This is a genomic window from Novosphingobium sp. BL-A-41-Hi4A-0G (assembly GCF_055521735.1).
Window position 1 is genome coordinate 64,098 of record NZ_JBVFVU010000003.1, and the last position, 16,683, is coordinate 80,780.

At 58.7% G+C, this 16,683-nt stretch carries 10 protein-coding genes and 2 pseudogenes; 6 read left to right on the forward strand and 6 right to left on the reverse strand.

All coding sequences use genetic code 11. The features are described from left to right. Positions 1 to 32: 32 nt before the first annotated feature. Positions 33 to 992 (reverse strand): annotated as a pseudogene (gene istA / locus ACZ1JX_RS20140) (IS21 family transposase); the annotation flags it as partial. Positions 993 to 1,113: 121 nt separating this feature from the next. Here istA and ACZ1JX_RS20145 point away from each other — a divergent pair. The 4 genes and pseudogenes from ACZ1JX_RS20145 to ACZ1JX_RS20160 all read left to right on the forward strand — a co-directional run bounded on the left by ACZ1JX_RS20145 (position 1,114) and on the right by ACZ1JX_RS20160 (position 3,986). Next, complete coding sequence (locus ACZ1JX_RS20145) at positions 1,114 to 2,562, forward strand: transposase (RefSeq protein ID WP_465126964.1); 1,449 nt, start codon at positions 1,114 to 1,116, stop codon at positions 2,560 to 2,562. Continuing rightward, positions 2,559 to 3,482, forward strand: coding sequence for a TniB family NTP-binding protein (locus tag ACZ1JX_RS20150; protein ID WP_465126965.1), 924 nt, complete (start codon positions 2,559 to 2,561; stop codon positions 3,480 to 3,482). The genes ACZ1JX_RS20145 and ACZ1JX_RS20150 overlap by 4 nt, the downstream gene beginning before the upstream one ends. Beyond that, positions 3,479 to 3,853, forward strand: a pseudogene (locus ACZ1JX_RS20155) (hypothetical protein); the annotation flags it as partial. The gene ACZ1JX_RS20150 and the pseudogene ACZ1JX_RS20155, both read left to right, overlap by 4 nt. Beyond that, positions 3,756 to 3,986 (forward strand): hypothetical protein, encoded by a 231-nt coding sequence (locus tag ACZ1JX_RS20160; protein WP_465126971.1) that lies wholly within the window; start codon positions 3,756 to 3,758, stop codon positions 3,984 to 3,986. The pseudogene ACZ1JX_RS20155 and the gene ACZ1JX_RS20160, both read left to right, overlap by 98 nt. 566 nt (positions 3,987 to 4,552) lie before the next feature. On the opposite strand, the gene ACZ1JX_RS20165 is transcribed toward ACZ1JX_RS20160, so the two are convergent. Beyond that, positions 4,553 to 5,452, reverse strand: a complete 900-nt coding sequence (locus ACZ1JX_RS20165) for a recombinase family protein (RefSeq protein WP_053556442.1) — start codon at positions 5,450 to 5,452, stop codon at positions 4,553 to 4,555. 376 nt (positions 5,453 to 5,828) lie between these two features. Here ACZ1JX_RS20165 and ACZ1JX_RS20170 point away from each other — a divergent pair, with 376 nt between their 5' ends. Further along, positions 5,829 to 6,842 carry a hypothetical protein gene (locus tag ACZ1JX_RS20170; RefSeq protein WP_465126966.1) on the forward strand — a complete coding sequence of 338 codons (1,014 nt, stop codon included), beginning with the start codon at positions 5,829 to 5,831 and terminating at the stop codon, positions 6,840 to 6,842. Between the two features lie 21 nt (positions 6,843 to 6,863). On the opposite strand, the gene ACZ1JX_RS20175 is transcribed toward ACZ1JX_RS20170, so the two are convergent. From ACZ1JX_RS20175 to ACZ1JX_RS20190, 4 genes are all read right to left on the reverse strand, one after another. Continuing rightward, a complete protein-coding gene (locus ACZ1JX_RS20175) occupies positions 6,864 to 7,121 on the reverse strand; it encodes a WGR domain-containing protein (RefSeq protein WP_256448285.1) in 258 nt (85 codons plus the stop codon). Between the two features lie 1,032 nt (positions 7,122 to 8,153). Then, complete coding sequence (locus ACZ1JX_RS20180) at positions 8,154 to 9,407, reverse strand: replication initiator protein A (protein ID WP_371823740.1); 1,254 nt, start codon at positions 9,405 to 9,407, stop codon at positions 8,154 to 8,156. 178 nt (positions 9,408 to 9,585) lie between these two features. After that, entirely contained in the window at positions 9,586 to 10,602 is a 1,017-nt protein-coding gene (locus ACZ1JX_RS20185) for a ParB/RepB/Spo0J family partition protein (RefSeq protein WP_231471968.1), read from the reverse strand. Further along, positions 10,599 to 11,798 carry an AAA family ATPase gene (locus ACZ1JX_RS20190; protein WP_371823739.1) on the reverse strand — a complete coding sequence of 400 codons (1,200 nt, stop codon included), beginning with the start codon at positions 11,796 to 11,798 and terminating at the stop codon, positions 10,599 to 10,601. Before ACZ1JX_RS20190 ends, ACZ1JX_RS20185 begins: the two co-directional genes overlap by 4 nt. Positions 11,799 to 12,102: 304 nt before the next feature. On the opposite strand from ACZ1JX_RS20190, the gene ACZ1JX_RS20195 reads away from it, so the two are divergent. Continuing rightward, the gene (locus tag ACZ1JX_RS20195) at positions 12,103 to 16,371 is read left to right on the forward strand and encodes a strawberry notch family protein (protein ID WP_231471966.1); all 4,269 of its coding nucleotides are present in this window, start codon (positions 12,103 to 12,105) and stop codon (positions 16,369 to 16,371) included. Positions 16,372 to 16,683 lie beyond the last annotated feature (312 nt).

Here is a 16,683-nt window from a genome sequence, read left to right on the forward strand (position 1 = left end):
GATAGGAGCCTCCGGGAAAGCCGGGGCGGTTCAGACACCCGCTTGGTGTGTTCGACAAAACCATCGAAGGTCCGCCCCAGCGGCATCAGACTACCAACCTCAGCGGCGTGTACATCGGCTACGGTGCCGGGCAAGTTGCCATGTTGGATCTCACCCCATTGCGCGATGCATTGTTCCTCGAGCCAGGCATTGAGCGCATGGATATCCGGGAAGCTCGGCAACTTCTGCCACAGCCGCCGCCGTGCATCTTGCACGTTCTTCTCGACTTGGCCCTTCTCCCACCCCGAGGCCGGATTGCAGAATGCAGGCTCGAACAAGTAGTGGCTGGCCATTGCGGTGAAGCGCGCGTTGACCTGTCGGGCTTTGCCCTTGCCGATCTTATCGACCGCAGTTCGCATGTTATCGAAGATCCCGCGCTGCGGCACACCACCCAGCACGCGGAATGCCTGCGTCAGTGCATCAAACAGCATCTCATGCGTCTGTAACGGATAGGCCCGCACGATGAACGCCTTGCTGTGTGATAGTTTGGTATGGGCCGCCTGCAGCTTGACACGCTCGCCACCAAGAATTGCCCAATCTTCGCTCCAGTCGAACTGGAACGCCTCACCTGGCTGGAAAACCAAAGGCACGTATGTTCCGCGGCCACTGGCCTGCTGTGCCAAGAGACGGCCTGCCTTCCAATCCCGCACATAGGCAGCGACACGATTATAGGACCCTTCGTAGCCCAATACGGCCAGATCAGCATGCATCTGCTTCGCCGTGCGCTTCTGCTTGCGCGATTTGCCAGCCTCGATTTGTAACCAACCCGTCAGCTTCTCAGCAAACGGGTCCAGCTTGCTCGACCGGTCAGGTACCTTGAACTGCGGCACCACCGTATCCGCGCGCAGATACTTGCGGATCGTGTTGCGCGACAAACCGGTGCGCCGCTCAATCTCACGAAGCGGGATCTTATCACGAAGGCGCCACCGGCGAATTACACTCAATAAATCCATGTCGATCACTCCCGATACCCCTGACTGGTCAGCCAGGGGCGGGTTCAAACATGGGTCAATTCTCAATGGAAATTTATGCCCTTACCGGGTCACTTCTCAGCGGAAATCTACAACCAGTTCCTTGCTCAACAGATCAAGAGGGGTCGCGAAGGGCTTCAAGCGCCTCGCCCCCGACATTGACCAAGTCATCGCGGATGAGATCGAGCAGTTCCATTTGTCCCGCCCCAAGCCTAAACTTTCGCAACTTGTTCGACGGATCAAGTTCTCCTGCCTCGAGCGCGAATTGCCGCCACCTTCGCGCAAAACGATCGAGGCGCGCGTCGTTGCAATCGATCGCGAGCGATTGGTCGCTGCGCGAGACGGCCGGAAGGCCGCCGATGACCGATATCGACCGATCACTGGATCGTTCACCGCAGACTACCCGCTGCAAGTCGTTCAGATGGACCATACCCCTGCGGACATCATCGTGGTTGATGAGCACTTTCGCAGACCTTTGGGTCGACCCACACTGACGCTTCAGATCGACGTCGCGACGCGTTGTATCCCCGGCTTCTACATTTCGCTGGAAAGTCCCTCGAATACGTCCGTGGGCATGGCGATCCGCCATGCCGTCTTGCCGAAGGCCGATTGGCTGCAGGAACGGGAAGTTGAGATCGATTACCCGATTTATGGCATTCCCGACACTCTCCACCTCGATAATGCCAAGGAGTTCCACTCCCGCGCTCTCGAGCGCGGCTGCCAGCAACACGGGATTGAACTCAACTACCGCCCCATACGCACGCCGCATTATGGAGGCCACATCGAACGGCTTATCGGCACCACAATCGGCGAAGTGCATCTTTTGCCCGGCACGACGTTCTCGAACATCAAGGAAAAGGGCGACTACGACGCCGAAGGTCAGGCGTGCATGACCCTCCGGGACTTCGAGCGCTGGTTCGCCATTCAGATCGGGGTTTATCACGGCACCATCCATGGTGAGCTCGGCCTTCCCCCGCTGACTGCGTGGACCGACGCGCTTGGCACCCGCCCGCTACCACCGCGTCTGCCTGCCGATACCGGCGCTTTCCTCCTGGATTTCCTGCCCTTCGAAATGCGCAAGGCACGGCGCGAGGGCATCGAATTATTCCACCTGTTCTACTGGCACGGAGCACTCGCCCCTCTGGTCGCGAACTCCGACCGGAAGGTCCCGGTCAAATACAATCCGCTCAATCTCTCAGCGGTTTATGTCGAGCTGCCCGATGGCAAATATCTGACGGTGCCGCTCCGGGACCACCAGCGTCCGCCGATCACCAAGTTCGAACACGATCTTGCGCTAAAAACATTGCGCGATCGCGGGCGACAGTCAGTCGATGAGCAATCGCTCTTCTCGATGATTGCCGAGCAGCGTCGGATCGTCGTCGATGCTCTCGCCAAGACAAAATCTGCTCGCAAGACCGCCCAGCGTATCGCTTACGCTTTGCATGACGGGCAGCCCCTGACCAGCAGCCCCCCTCACCCGGCCCTGCCTGACATCGGCCCAGCGGGTAACGACCAACCCATCGTCCCCTTCCAGATCGAGGAGCGATTATGACCGGCCCTTACGATCATCTGTTCCCAGCCTATCGCGAACAGGCGAATTTGAGTGACGAAGCGCGGATTGACTGGTTGAGGCGCGACCGGTGGCTATCCTTGCCGCAAGCCGAGGCAGCTGTGTCCCGGCTTGGGGACCTTCTGACCTACCCGCCGCGTGGACGGATGCCGTGCCTTTTGTTGTTTGGCTCAACCGGTATGGGCAAAAGCGAGATACTGAACCGGTTCGCCGAGCTCCACGCCGGATCGTACGACGTGCGAGCTGGCATGGCGACCATGCCGGTGGTGGTCGTCCAGATGCCGCCGCAGCCGACCGAGGAAGAATTCTACACCGAGTTGATGCTGGCAATGAACTATGTCGAGTTCGAACGCCTACCCCTGCGCTCGCTACGCGGGCTCGCCCGCCGCATGCTCGCAGAATTCGGCACGAAAGTCCTGGTCCTCGACGAAATCGACAAGATGTTGGCCGGCACTCCGCGTCAGCAACGGATATTCCTCAATACCATTCGTTTCCTGACCAATGACCTGAAGATTCCGATTGTGTGCGCTGGCACCGAAGACGCGCGCATCGCGGTCCTCACCGATCCCAATCTCGCTGACCGTTTCGGCGTATTTGAACTGCTACCCTGGCGCAACGATCACGAACTTCGCCAACTCATGGCGAGTTTCTCTGGCTTGCTGCCTTTGCGCCGCGCTTCCCTGCTCGACGCGCCGGAGGTACGGCAACGTGTCATTGCGCTGACCCAAGGTGTAACGGGCCGCATTTTCAGGTTGATCGAAGCCATCGCCATAGCCGCAATACGCAGCGGCCGAGAGATGATCGATGCTGCGAGCTTTGACGACGAGAAGCTGTTGCTGCCCTTGGTATCGATGCAGGTTATAGCCAACACCAATCGCTCATTGCGCCGGCGCGCGGCATGAAAGCGTATCACGCGCCCTTTGCCGATGAGCTACTGGCATCGTGGCATGCTCGGCGCCGGGTAGAGGAATGCGGGCCGCAGCAAGTCGCGACGCACGCCGTCCTCAATCGCAACGCCGAGTGGTGCCACCCCGACATCAATCCGACCAAGGCTTGGCTCAAAGCCGCATCGGCACGGTTCAATGTGTCGACGTCAGAGTTGAATGCATGCGCGCTTGCACGCCGCTATCCCGCGTTGCCGCCTGATTTTGCGGCGTGGAATCTTGCATTCTTTCTTGGCCGTCCCGACGAAACCGGGCCAGCACCAAGGCTGCGAATTTCTTGGTGCACCCGGTGCCTGGCTGACGATTTTGCCGCCGGTCGACCAGCACATATCCGGCAAATTTGGGTTATGGCAGCCGCAGGCTTTTGCCATATGCACAGATGGCCGCTCGATGACCAATGCAGCGCGTGCGGTGCCGGCCAATGGCGATTTGCAGCGCCCCCGCGCGGCCCGCTTCGCATGATCTGTAGGAGTTGTTGGCGACCGCTGGAACGCGCCAATTCCGCTACACTTGAAAGCGCGCAAGACTCCCAAGAGTGCTGGGACTGCGTGATCGGGCTCGAGACCGAATTGCTGAACGCAGTAAGGGGTAAAATACCAGACCAGTTCCGCTTCAATTTCACTTCAGCGAGCCATTTGATCAACGCTGTCCGTGATATCTGCCGCCTCCTTACCCGAAGAAATCGCGTGCCCCCGCGATCTGACACCGCGCTCAACAGTTTCGAATGCCCAGCCCTGAGCCCGGCTCGGACAGCAGTCGACTTTCTTCCAATCGATACGACCTTCCCGCTTGCCACCGCCACTTTGGCGCAGCGCCGGGCCCTGCTTGGGGCGGTAGCGGCCATCATCCAACCACTGCGGCACATTGGCACAACCCTGTTCGGCCAGGGATCCGACCAAGCCATTGATATCTTTATCAGGTCGGTCGAAGGATCTGCACTCGATAACTGCATGGCCGAGCCGAAGAGATGGTCACCGTCGTTTCGTAGCCAAATTTCCGCAGCGTTGGACAGACGACGACACAAGGAGCTATCCCTGAGGCTCACCGATCAAATGCAGCGCCTCTGCTTGCGCAATGACCCGCCTGACGCCCTCTGGAGACCACGCCAAGCCGCCCCGCGGGGTCGGTTCGCGCAGGCCTCGCGACAGCCAAGTGGCAATGTCGCGCAAGGTTGAGTCCGGATGCGTGCGAAGTCTGTCGGCCACTAGCAGGGCCACGCGCGTGTCCGGCGGCAGGCGCTTCGCCGGCTCAAGCATCGAGGCGTCGGCATAGCCAGCCTTGACCAATGCCTTGCACGCCTTGATGAGCGTGCGCTCGGTGAATGAGCGTACCGGCGGCGTGATCGCGCGGATTTGCCTCAGGACGAGTGCCCACGGCAGGTCCGGCCTCAGCCGCTGGACGGTCGGAAGCCAACGCTGTCGGCCGTCCAGCAGGCTGTTGAGATAGCGTTCATTGAGGCTGTAGCGGATGTCGGCAATCGCCGCAGGATCACGCGCACGCATCTTCGGGTTGCCGGGCTTGGCGCCGCGGGCAATCGCAGCCTTCAACCCTGCCCGTGTGCGTTCCTTGATCAACGCGCGTTCGAACTCGGCAAAAGCACCGAGCATCTGCGTCATCAGCATGCCCTGAGGGCTCGATGTGTCGATGGGATCGTTGATGGATCGAAAGTAGGCACCCTTCGCGCGCAGGATCTCAACGATCTCGAGCAGATGCGACAGCGAACGTGCAAGGCGGTCAATCCGCACGACGAGCAGTGTGTCACCATGCCCCACCCGTTTGAGCGCTCGAGCCAGGTTGGGCCTTTCGCGGCTGCCACCACTTGCCTTGTCCTCGATGATCACGCTGCAGCCCTCCGCGCGCAACGTGTCGCGCTGACCGGAGGTGTCCTGTTCCTCGGTTGAAACGCGGGCGTAGCCGATCAGAGCCATTTGTCACATTCCGTATAACGCTAGCAACCGACCGGTTGCCCCCGTTAGATATAGCTTTTCGGTCAATTTGGCCAGTACCAGTCCGAGTGCCCTGCCCGCCTTTGCCAGGCACCGAAGGGAATGGATGGCGCCGAGATCCTCGAACCCGGCGCGGGCGGCGAAGGAATTGGAGGCGACGTGGCTCGCTACTGACGCGAATGGCGCAATTCTGCGGACCTAGGCTGCGGCAGCGGTCGTCAGTCCAGTGTTTTGCTACCAAGAATCCAGCGATCTGGGAAAATCTCGACAGCCTGCGCCGCAGAGAACCGTCGAGTCCGGCCAAACGGGGAAACCGACAGAAACCGACACGAATTTCGGCTCCTTCATATAGAATAGCGTGTCGTCCGTGAAGGGCTCTTATCGGACAGCAAACAAACCGTACAAGCAGAGTATACTTTTTGCAGGTTTAGTATACCATCTGTTTGTGCCCGCCTCCCCTGCCCCCTGGCAATTGACGCTTTCCCGCATCGCAGGCGCGCTGCCCTTCGTGTCGCCGCAACTCGGTCAAGCCCTTGCTTTGGCCTCGCTGCGGCGGCTTTGGCGACTCCATGTTCGCGACTTTGCCTTTGAAAATGCGGGACTTGAGCACAATCCAGGCCTCGACGCCGACGAACTGGTGCGCTCGTGGTATGCGGCCGAGCGACGCGACTTTTTGTCGTGGATCGTCCGGCGCGCATCCCCTGCCCTTGCTGCAGCTGCCCGAATGGCACTTGCCGCCAAAAACAGCACAGAGAGTTTCTCCAGCGCCTTTGCCCCCGCCGATGTCGCGCTGGACCGCCTTGATGCACTGCTTCCCAGCGATGACCCCGTGGCCACCCTGCTCGACTTGATCGCAGTGTTGCGGACCAAGGAGATCGATTTTCTGGAAGGCGGCAGCGAGATCGTCGAGTTCGAGGGGATCGCAATCACCCGCCCAGCGCCGCGTGGAGCTGCGTGGGCCGCATCGCTGGCCGTCGCCATGCGCCCACACCTGTTCGGGCTTGGTTCGCCCCCCATCGCGCTCGCAGGGGTTCTGCCGTGTGCGCTGTTTCGGGAGATACAGGAAGATCCCCTTCCCGCCCTACTGCAGTCGGCACTCGGGACTGCCTGCGATCATGCCGCGGATGATCTCTACACTTTGCATGGCGCATTGGCGCGGGGTGATGCAGTGCTCGCTGATCGAAATGCTTCGTCGACTGCGCCACAGGCCTGGCTTGTCATCAGGGGACTTGGTCCCCTCACCCGCGCAGAACTGGCGCGTGCGCTTGGTGTAACAAAACGCACTGCGTCGTTGGCAGTGTCAACTCTTGAGCAACTGGATCTCGTACGTTTGCGACCCGCCGACAACTCGATCTTTCCGGTACGCCACTGACGAGAATGGAGATACCAAGCCTTAGGTACGATGCACTTCGCGGTAGGGAACACCAATCCGTCGTGTTGCGCTTGCCCGGCGGCGCAGGAGGCCAGCGATAAAGTGTTCTGCGTCAGCAGCGTCAGCAGCGTCCGCAAACGACAACCGCTTGCCCTGCCCTCGCGTGCCTATCCTGCCCCAAGTCAGTTCGACGATCGAAACCCCGAACAGGTCCTGGCTTCGAGATATAACGTAGCGCCTTGCAACATTGAGAGCAGGATATTTGGCTTCTAGCCAAATCTAACATTCCCTTTGTTCATCCTCTAACATGCGGAGGAGTATGCGATAGCCACGGGGAGTTAGGCCAATCGGAATTTTGAATCACAGGTCCCTATCGTGATTCAGGGAATCGATCTTGAGGCTCTGACCAGCGCTAATCTGCGGAGCCGCTATCCCTGTGGAATGACCGCGTCGCACGCAAAGCGGTCATTCCACAGGGATATGTCGGCCTTCCTTAATCCTGAATCAAATCAATAACAAATCCGCCGCAGGCGAAACGTTAGGGGATTTAGATTCTAAGGTTAAGAGGTTACCTGCTCGCGATTAGCATGCAAACTCCTGATTTCTCGCGAGTCGGGGTGGCTATGCCGAATCTGAAAACACGACGTTCGGTTTCTGATAGCACGACAGCCAGATTCTAATAACACGTCATCTGATGCCCGATCACACGTTCGCCACCCTCCCGCCCTGTTGATAACTTTGAAAGCGCGGCTCAGAGCGTGAGGCCAGAGGATCAGTTAGCGTTCCGATTCATATATGATGCGCCGATCCCAAACTTTCTGATCGCCATTTGGCCTTAGGCTGAAACGAACGTGTTTTCGGAAATGCGGTATCTCCGGTCGAACGTGTTTTCGGGAATGGCTTTGGAGGGGTTATTTTCCCCCGGCTTGTCGGCTGACCCGTCGCGCTTCTTGGAAGCAGTGCCCGAAGTGGAGGCTTAGGCAATCTGCCAGTAGGTTCGACATTTGCACGTTAGATGGCTGATTTCGGTCAAAGATGACCAGCTGAAGCATGGTCGGAGTTTCAAAGCCGGTGCTCTTGGCCTTGTTAGCGATTCCTCAGCAGGTGCCGAACGCAGACATAGTTTGCTGATTGGATAGGCGAAGCGAAGTGATTCCCGAAAACACGTTCGTTAGCGGTGGCGCTTCACGGCGCTGTTCTTATCTTTACGATAAATCGCGATGCCCGCCGTAGACCGTCACCAGGTCTAGCAGAGCGGCAGCTGCACTAGCCCCGGGCGCTCATAACCGGTCCTGCAGAAGTGCGCGCCCTTTAAAAGCCGGGAAGCGTATGCTTATTGCGCTCATGGTGCTTCTTAATGAAGCCGTAGAACCGTTTCGAGTAGTTCCTTGGCAACTCATGCGGATTGCTGTTCAGAAAGGAATCGAATTGCCGCATCAGGGCATCGAGATCCCAACCAGGACATTCAGCACGGATGGCCTGATAGATTTCGGGATCGAGTGTGTCCTGAGCCCCCCCTCCCCTTCGTCGTGACTGAGATTGGCTTGCGTTGTTGGCCATTTCTGCTGAAGCATCGGCTTGTTGTTCGGGGCGCAGGCTCGCACTCGTTGTTGCAAGGAGTTTGCGCACGAGGGCAGGATCAACGAATTCCTGCGGAGGGCTGACCTTGGAGGCCTTTGGGAGAGATGCCTGCTGACTGCGCTGTGCTCTGCTCTCCGTGGTGACAGAGCCACTTTCGCCGGTTTTCCCGGAAGGCTTTTCGAGATGGCGACGCATCACCATCTTCAGCTTTGGACGCGGTGTCTCTGCCCCAATGACTTCCAGACTGATATCCGGGAGGTTATTGGCTCGCGCCAGTTCGAGAATTTTATTCTTGAACGAGGGCAGGGAGCTCTCGCTACCACTTTTCTGATGAAGAGTTTCGAAGCCAATCGTGAAACCTTCCGGACCATTGCCACCAGCGTGCTTGCGAGCTGCGCGGTAGAGCCATTTCCCGAGTCCACTCGTTATCTCGAAATACAAAGGCGAGATCGCAAGGACATTTCGCTTGTCCATGACGCCGTCGAAGAACCACTTGGAAAGCGTGATTTCCATTCCGAGCGAACGCTGGGTTCGTTCATCAACGAGATGAGTATAGCTATCGATCCACGAAAATGTGGTCTCGCGGGATTTAGAGTTCGCTCGGATGTTCGTCTTGATCGTCGTGGCCTGAAGACGATCAAGGGCTGCGATCAGACGCTCATAGGCGCGCCCACTTACACCCCAGCAGATTCGCTTGAGAAGATCGCCAGGTTGAACCCTAATGGTCGGCGACAGGTCGTTGTCTCCCCGCTCGCGCAGTTCGTTGAGGTGGGACGCCAGATAGATCATGATATCTGCATCCCAGATGGTCGCCATGCCATAGGCTGGGTTGGCTGACACATGCACGGTGACGGACTTATCCGGACTGAGGTACTCAATGGGTTTCAGGCGTTTCTTCTTCGAAAGACTGAAGAAAGGGCGCTGCATGGTCTCCTGATAGTCCCGCAGCGAGATATCGCTGAAATCAGGCAGCGTGAAGAACATCTCGAACTGCACTCGGCGGCCAGAGGAGGACTGCTCTGGCTCGCTCACGTTCTTCGCCCATTAAATCTGCCACTGTCCCACATGTGGGAGGGGTTAGTTAAGTATATGTAAAAAAACGATAAAAACCACATTTTTAGAGTGGTGAAGACATGGCCATAGGTGGGTTCGCAACCCTCCTTCATCGGGCAGGCCTTTTTAGAATCTTCGCCTTCTCAATCAGAGGGCGCAATGCATCGAGGATTTCGTCAGCGCTCAAATCAGTGGGGTTGATCGTTATCGTGAGTCCTCGTGCACGATCTTTTTCGATGACACCAATGGACGATCCTGCGGCTTCAATTACGGCTTTCTGGACACGGCCAGGCCTGCCTGAAACTGCCTTGAGCAGACGGATAACAACCTGAGGGCCGGAAATTGGCTCTTCGTCTCCCGATTGCCGGAAACTTTGTTCCGCAGCGATTTGCTTTGCTGCTTCCTCCATTCTGGGGCGCAGCGATGGGTTGCGTATGGCTGGAAGAAGCTTGTCACCGTACCGGACCTGAAGTTCCATTGGCGAGGCAAATGCGCTTACGATTGTTTGCGGAATCTCTGTTAGGCCAATGTACCGAGCGAGAGTGGATTTCGAAATCTTCACGCGTTCGGCAAGCCGGGCCTGAAGGCCATCGTAATAAGTATCGACTGCCGCCTTGTAGTTCAAACCGCGCTCCAGGTCTGAGATGTCTTCCCTTTCGCGGTTCTCGATGTCAGCAAGGCGGAACGCAGCTTCGTCATCGAGATCTTCGATGATCGCGACGAGTTCGATGTCCGGATAGTGATTCGCGTTGAGCCACGCGACAGCCCAGTGGCGCCTGGTGCCGATGATCAGCTCATATTGCTGCTCACCTTGCTGCTTTCGACGCACGACTACTGGGATGCGGTTCCCATTCTCTGCCTGGATCGATTCAATCAGAGAACGCAAACGGGGCTCGGTGAGCCGTTCGTAGTCACGGGCGTTCCCCGGCCAGATCAAACATTCTGCTGGCTTGAGCCGGATGGTAGGGCGCTTGACCATCCGCGCTGCTTCCGTGAAGCCTTCAAGCCGACGTGTTGTGAAATTGCGCGATGCAGCTGCCCCTGTAGCTTCTTTTGCTTCGGGGGCAGAGGGTTGGTCTGGGGCAGGGGAGGCGAGGGCCTCGCCAATCAATGAACGACGGCTCATGCTGCAACACTCCCCGCCGTGTTAGATGACCGTCGCGAAATGCTTTTGGACGGCCACTGTTCGTGTATCTCGTTCAGAATTTCGCCAAAGACTGCATTGAGATTGTCCCTGCAGCGCTGATAAGTTGCGTGAGCTGCCGATGGCTTGCTTTCGTAGATTGATCGGAAGGCTTGAGTCGCATTCTTGATTTCTTCCGAGGCAAGGATGGGCTGATTCAGAAGATAATTGGCATAGGTGGCCTTCATCATCTTCCACATGTCGGCCTCACCGGGCTTGCTCGGGGTGTAAGCTGAGCAGACAACACGAATGAACCCATAATCAACGGGTGTTCCGTGCGCCTCAAGGATCTCGATGTTCTCGGCGATCGTGTCCATGAAGTGGATGGTCGAGAGGTAGTCGAGCTGCCGGGCAGGAACAGGAATGAGCATGCCTGTTGCGGCCGCCATTACATTGAGACCCAAAAACCCCATCGCCGGCGGCGGATCGAGCAAAACGACATCGAAGTCCTTGATAATACTGTCGATGCCAATCCGCAGACGCTGAAGTCCCTCGCGCACCGCTTGCCCGCCCTCCGTGAGCGTCGCCGTGAGGTCCCACTCTGCATCCTGCAGGCCAAGGCTTGATGGCACTATTTTGATTGTGGGCCATGCCGTGTCCCGGATAGCCTTGCTGAAATCATCGAAAGTGCTGCGGGGCGACAAAAAGTTGCCCAATGATTCTTGGTCATCAATTAACGTTTCGGGCTGAATGTCGAACATCGTGGTCGTTGAGGCCTGCGGATCACAATCGATCACGAGCACGCTGTACCCATTGAGGGCAAGAAAATCGGCAAAATGCTTGGTAATAGTACTCTTGCCAACGCCACCCTTGAAATTCTGCACTGCAACTACGACCGCGTTTTCATGGGCGAGCTTGCCCGGATGAATGTTCAGCGCCTTGCGAATATGAGTAAGGTCTTCAAGTGTGTAATAGCGGCGGCCATTGGTGAGCTGCTTGGGAGGCGCGAGACGTCCTTCCTTCTCTGCCTTGGCAAGCGCTTCAGGCGTTCTTCCGACCAATTCCGCCGCCGCCGTTGGCCCAAAGGTGATGTCGAGCACCTTCCGATCATCCGGTTTGAACACTACGGCCTTGACCCGATCACGCATCATCTCGCACGATCTAGTCATGTTTCGCAGTGTGTTCACGGTATAGGTCATGCGCCAGCCTTTCGATGAATCACAATTCCGCGACCCAGTTAGCGTTTTATGACCATTTCCATCCGTAAAAGTCAAACCGATATCACAAAGCTGGTACCATTCCCTAATTCCGAAAACTGAGAGGCGCATCTTGTCGTAGGTCGTGGAGATGCGGCTTCCTATTCTGCAATCCAACTCGGTACAGCCTGCGCACGGAAAGTGGTTGGCGCTGTCCTTGCAGAGCTTGGGAACGATCATGAACCCGTCCCGCCCAAACGAAAGGGGAGGGGGAAGGCCTGATGCGGTTCAGCATCAGGAGCAGACCGTGACCGACCTTTTTGAGCAATCCAGCCAGAAGCTGGACGCAGCAATCACTGAAATCCAGCACGCCATCGCCACCGGACTAGCGAACAAGCAACGCCTGTTTGAGACAATGCGCCAGCTCTACGGGGAGGGCTCCGCAAACGGCACCTGGAGCCAGAGGGACGCTTTTGACCTGCTCGAGGCAGCCTTGACGCGCCACATGGCCGGACTGCTGAACAAACCTCAGATGCTGACCCAGATTTCGGAGATCAGTGCGCTTATCGATGCACTGCCGACGCATACGGTCAGAAGTGAAGACCAGATCAAGTACCAGCAATTCTCGACGCCCGCAGACCTCGCAAGCCTGGCCGTGATTTTGGCGCAACCGCTCGCAACCGATATCGTTCTTGAACCGAGCGCCGGACATGGCGCTCTTGTGGCAACTTTACCCGATATCAGCGCATTGCACCTCAACGAAATCGATCCGCGCAGGCGTGAGAAGCTGGTTCTGCTGTTCCCCCAGGCCACCACAACAGGGATCGATGGAGCCATGCTGGCTTCGCATCTCGACGCGGCTGTGCAGCCAAGCCTGATCCTGATGAACCCACCGTTCTCTAGGTCAATGGGGCGAGGGGCAGACGAGTTCGCAGCGGTGCGTCACCTGCGCGCTGCCATAACGCGCCTCAGGCAAGGAGGACGGATCGTCGCGATCATGCCGGACTGGTTCACGACGAGCGCAAAGCTTGCGAAAATCTACGAAGACACCTTTGCCTCTTGCACGGTCCGCACATCCATCCGGCTCGATAAATGCTATCACAAGCAGGGCACCAGCGTGGCCGTGCGCATGTACGTGATCGACAAGATCCCGGGGCAGATCAGACCTCCAGTTTTGGCGCGGGAGACAGTTGCAGACGTCGCGTCTGCGGTTCCAATCATCAAACGCGTGACAATCCAGCCCGACTGCGAACCGCGCGCGGTGCCGCCGAACGCAAAGCCGGGTGCGCTCTTCAAAGCCATGCGGGCAACGCCGATCACAAAGCCCGTCAAAGCAAGGGCCGCCCAAGCCCCCAAAATCGCAGCGCTGGCGTTCAGTACCTTGGACAAGCCGCGCGTGCTCGGTGAGCAAAGCGGGGTCTACATCCCCTACCGGCCAAGCCGGGTCGACATTGTTGGTGCACGCGAGCATCCGACGCCGCTCGTCGAAAGCGTGGCCATGGGATCAATCCCGGCACCTGTCCCGGATTATGTCCCGGCGCTGCAGGATCGGGTCTTGCAGGAAAGCCTGCTCTCCGAGGCCCAGATCGAAACTGTCATCTATGCCGGGAACGCGTGGCAGCAGCATTTGCCTGGCCTGTTCGTTCCGGCTGAAGAGGGTGTAGGCCTGCAGCTGGGCGAGCATGGACGCGCCTACCGCAAGGGCTATTTCCTCGGTGATGGCACGGGGGCAGGGAAGGGCAGACAGATCGCCGCCTGCATCCTTGATGGCTGGCTTGCCGGACGCCGCAAGGCCATCTGGGTCTCGAAGAACGAAAGCCTGCTCGAAGACGCGCGCCGCGACTGGAGCGCCATCGGGGGCCTTGCGGCCGACATTCAGCCGCTTTCCAACTGGAAGATCGATCAGGCCGTTCCGTTTCGCGAAGGGATCCTGTTCGTCACTTACCCGACCCTTCGTAGCCAGCGTCAGGACGCCACGCGCCTGAAGCAGCTGCTCGATTGGGCCGGCGAGGATTTCGACGGTGTCATCGCCTTCGATGAGAGCCACGAGATGGGCGGTGTTGCAGGGGGCGAGGGCGCCCGCGGCACGAAAAGCGGATCGCTGCAGGGCATCGCCGGCGTGCTGCTGCAAAACAATCTGCCCGATGCCCGGGTTCTCTACGCCTCTGCGACTGGGGCCTCGGAGGTCAACAACCTTGCCTATGCCGTACGCCTCGGTCTGTGGGGGCCCGGTACTGCGTTTGCCAACAGGGAAGATTTCATCAGCCAGATCAGGGCAGGGGGCATCGCTGCGATGGAACTCGTGTCGCGGGACCTCAAGGCACTGGGCCTCTATCAGGCGCGCGCGCTTAGCTTTGCAGGCGTCGAATACGAGATCCTGAAACATGATCTGACCGCCGAACAGATCGCCGTCTACGACACTTATGCCGACGCTTGGGCTATCATCCATCAGAACCTTGAGGAGGCGCTGGAGTTGACCGGCGTCGTCGACGAAATCGACGGCACAACGCTCAACAGCGGTGCGAAAGCCGCAGCGCGAAGCCGGTTTGAAAGCACCAAGCAGCGGTTCTTCAACCAGCTGCTGCTGTCGATGAAGCTGCCCACGCTGATTGCTGCCATCAATCTCCATCTGGATCGCGACGAGGTGGTTGTGGTCCAACTGGTTTCGACCGCCGAAAGCATCCTCGATCGCCGTCTCGACAGCCTCTCGCCAGAAGAGCGCGCGGAACTCGACCTCGATCTCAGCCCGCTCGACGCGGTGATTGAGTACCTTGAGCGCGCCTTCCCCACGCAACAGATGCAGGTATTCGTTGATGATACCGGCACCCAGCGCTCGACACCTATGTTCGATGAGGAAGGCCGTCCAGTCCACAACCAGACTGCGATCGCCCGCCGCGGCGAGATGATCGAGCACTTGTGTGCCATGCCGCCGATCAAGCCAGCGCTGGACGGGATCATCGAGCACTACGGACCGGAGAAGGTCGCCGAGGTGACCGGGCGCAGCAAGCGGCTCATAACCCAAAGCGACGGCCAGCAGCGTCTCGAGACCCGCTCGCCGCGGACAAACCAGTCCGAGACCGACCATTTCATGGATGGCAGGAAGCCGATCCTTGTCTTCAGCGATGCGGGCGGCACCGGACGGTCCTACCACGCCAGCCTTGATGCAGCTTGCCAGAAGCGGCGCATCCACTTCCTGCTTGAGCCGGGATGGCGAGCCGACCGCGCCATCCAGGGGCTGGGTCGAACGCACCGGACCCATCAAGCCAACACACCGCTGTTCCGGCCTGTGACCACGAACTGCAAGGGGGAACTGCGGTTCACAAGCACCATTGCGCGCAGGCTCGACAGCTTGGGGGCGCTGACGCGAGGCCAACGCCAGACTGGCGGCCAGAACCTGTTTGACCCTGCCGACAATCTCGAAAGCGAATATGCCAAGGCGGCTCTCTCGACCTGGTTTGCCTTGCTGGCACACGGCAAGCTCAAGAGCGCAACGCTGATCGATTTCCAGCGCCGGAGCGGGCTCAAGATTGTCTCCGAAGATGGTGTTCTCGAAGAGGACCTTCCGCCAATCCAGCGTTGGCTCAACCGCATCCTTGCGCTGCCGATCGGAATGCAGAATGCGATCTTCGAAGAATTTCTGGGGTTGGTCGAAGCGCGGGTGTCGGCTGCGCGCGAGGCCGGTTCGCTCGATGTTGGCGTCGAGACCCTGCGGGTCGAACAGGCCGAGGTTGTCGAAGACATAGTCTTGCGGACCGACGAGCGAACCGGTGCCACGTCGCATTTGCTGCAGCTGGCTCTCAAGACGAGAGCACGGCCGATCTCCCTTGAGCGTGTCCTTGATCGCCGCGACTACGCTGACGGCTGCATTCTGCTCCAAAACACCAAGAGCGGGAAAGCAGCCCTGGCCGAACCTTCGCGGCACTTCATGACCGAACAGGGCGAATTAATCAGGCGGGTTATCCTCCACCGTCCGCTCCGGCGCGAATACCACCACTTCGATGACCTTGCGGAATCGGCCTGGGAAGAAGCTCCGCGCCGGACTTTCGAGAAGCTGTGGCAAAGCGAGGTTGCGGAGCTTGCCGAACGGCTAACGACAGAGACCGTGTACCTTGCGACCGGACTTCTCCTGCCGATCTGGTCGAGCCTGCCTATCGACTATCTGGAGGTTCGGCGGATCGTCGACGAGGAGGGCAGAAGCTGGCTCGGCCGCATGGTCCACGAACTCGATGTGGCGAAGCTGCTCGAGAAGTTCGACATTGCCTCCACCGTTGAACTAACCCCGGATACGATCATCAAGGCGCTCGGCGAAGGCCGGACAGTCCCTATCAAGCAGCCGTTCGAGGCGACCATCAGATGGTCGCGCGTGGCAGGCGAGCAGCGCTACGAAATCGTCAGGGCGCCTGTCGATCAGCTGCCTTGGCTCAAGAGCATCGGCTGTTTCACGGAAATCATCTCGTTTCGTACCCGGGCGTTTATTCCGATAGAGGCAGCGCCGTCTGTCATCAGAGCACTGTTTCGAGCATGTGGAGCAGCTATGCCGGAGCCATCGATGCCGACTTTCCCGGTTGAGCCCTAACGCCCCACGGTTTTCCTCTTGGTATGATCCATCTGTGCAGCATGGAATGGCGAGGAGTGGGACAATGCTGCCGTTCGACGTGCGCCGCTCAAACGGCAGGCTTCGCCGCAACCCGCCTTAGCTAGCGTGAGATGGGGCGGATGGGGGTCTGGGGCAAAAGGTTTCCGGCTCAGGTGTCAACACCGGGACAAAAAACGGGCCAGGCTGTCAAAACCGGTCGACAGTCGAGCACTGGCGCACTTCGGTGATTACCTCTGCGGTCGGGGATCCCCGCGTCCGAAGGCGTAGTCGCTAATCAGCGAGCCGCAGACA

Excerpts from the sequence above, each read along its gene's own strand:
- ACZ1JX_RS20150 (WP_465126965.1), top strand. The coding sequence starts at position 2,559 with ATGACCGGCCCTTACGATCATCTGTTCCCAGCCTATCGCGAACAGGCG.
- ACZ1JX_RS20165 (WP_053556442.1), bottom strand. The coding sequence starts at position 5,452 with ATGGCTCTGATCGGCTACGCCCGCGTTTCAACCGAGGAACAGGACACC.
- ACZ1JX_RS20180 (WP_371823740.1), bottom strand. The coding sequence starts at position 9,407 with ATGTTCTTCACGCTGCCTGATTTCAGCGATATCTCGCTGCGGGACTAT.
- ACZ1JX_RS20185 (WP_231471968.1), bottom strand. The coding sequence starts at position 10,602 with ATGAGCCGTCGTTCATTGATTGGCGAGGCCCTCGCCTCCCCTGCCCCA.
- ACZ1JX_RS20190 (WP_371823739.1), bottom strand. The coding sequence starts at position 11,798 with ATGACCTATACCGTGAACACACTGCGAAACATGACTAGATCGTGCGAG.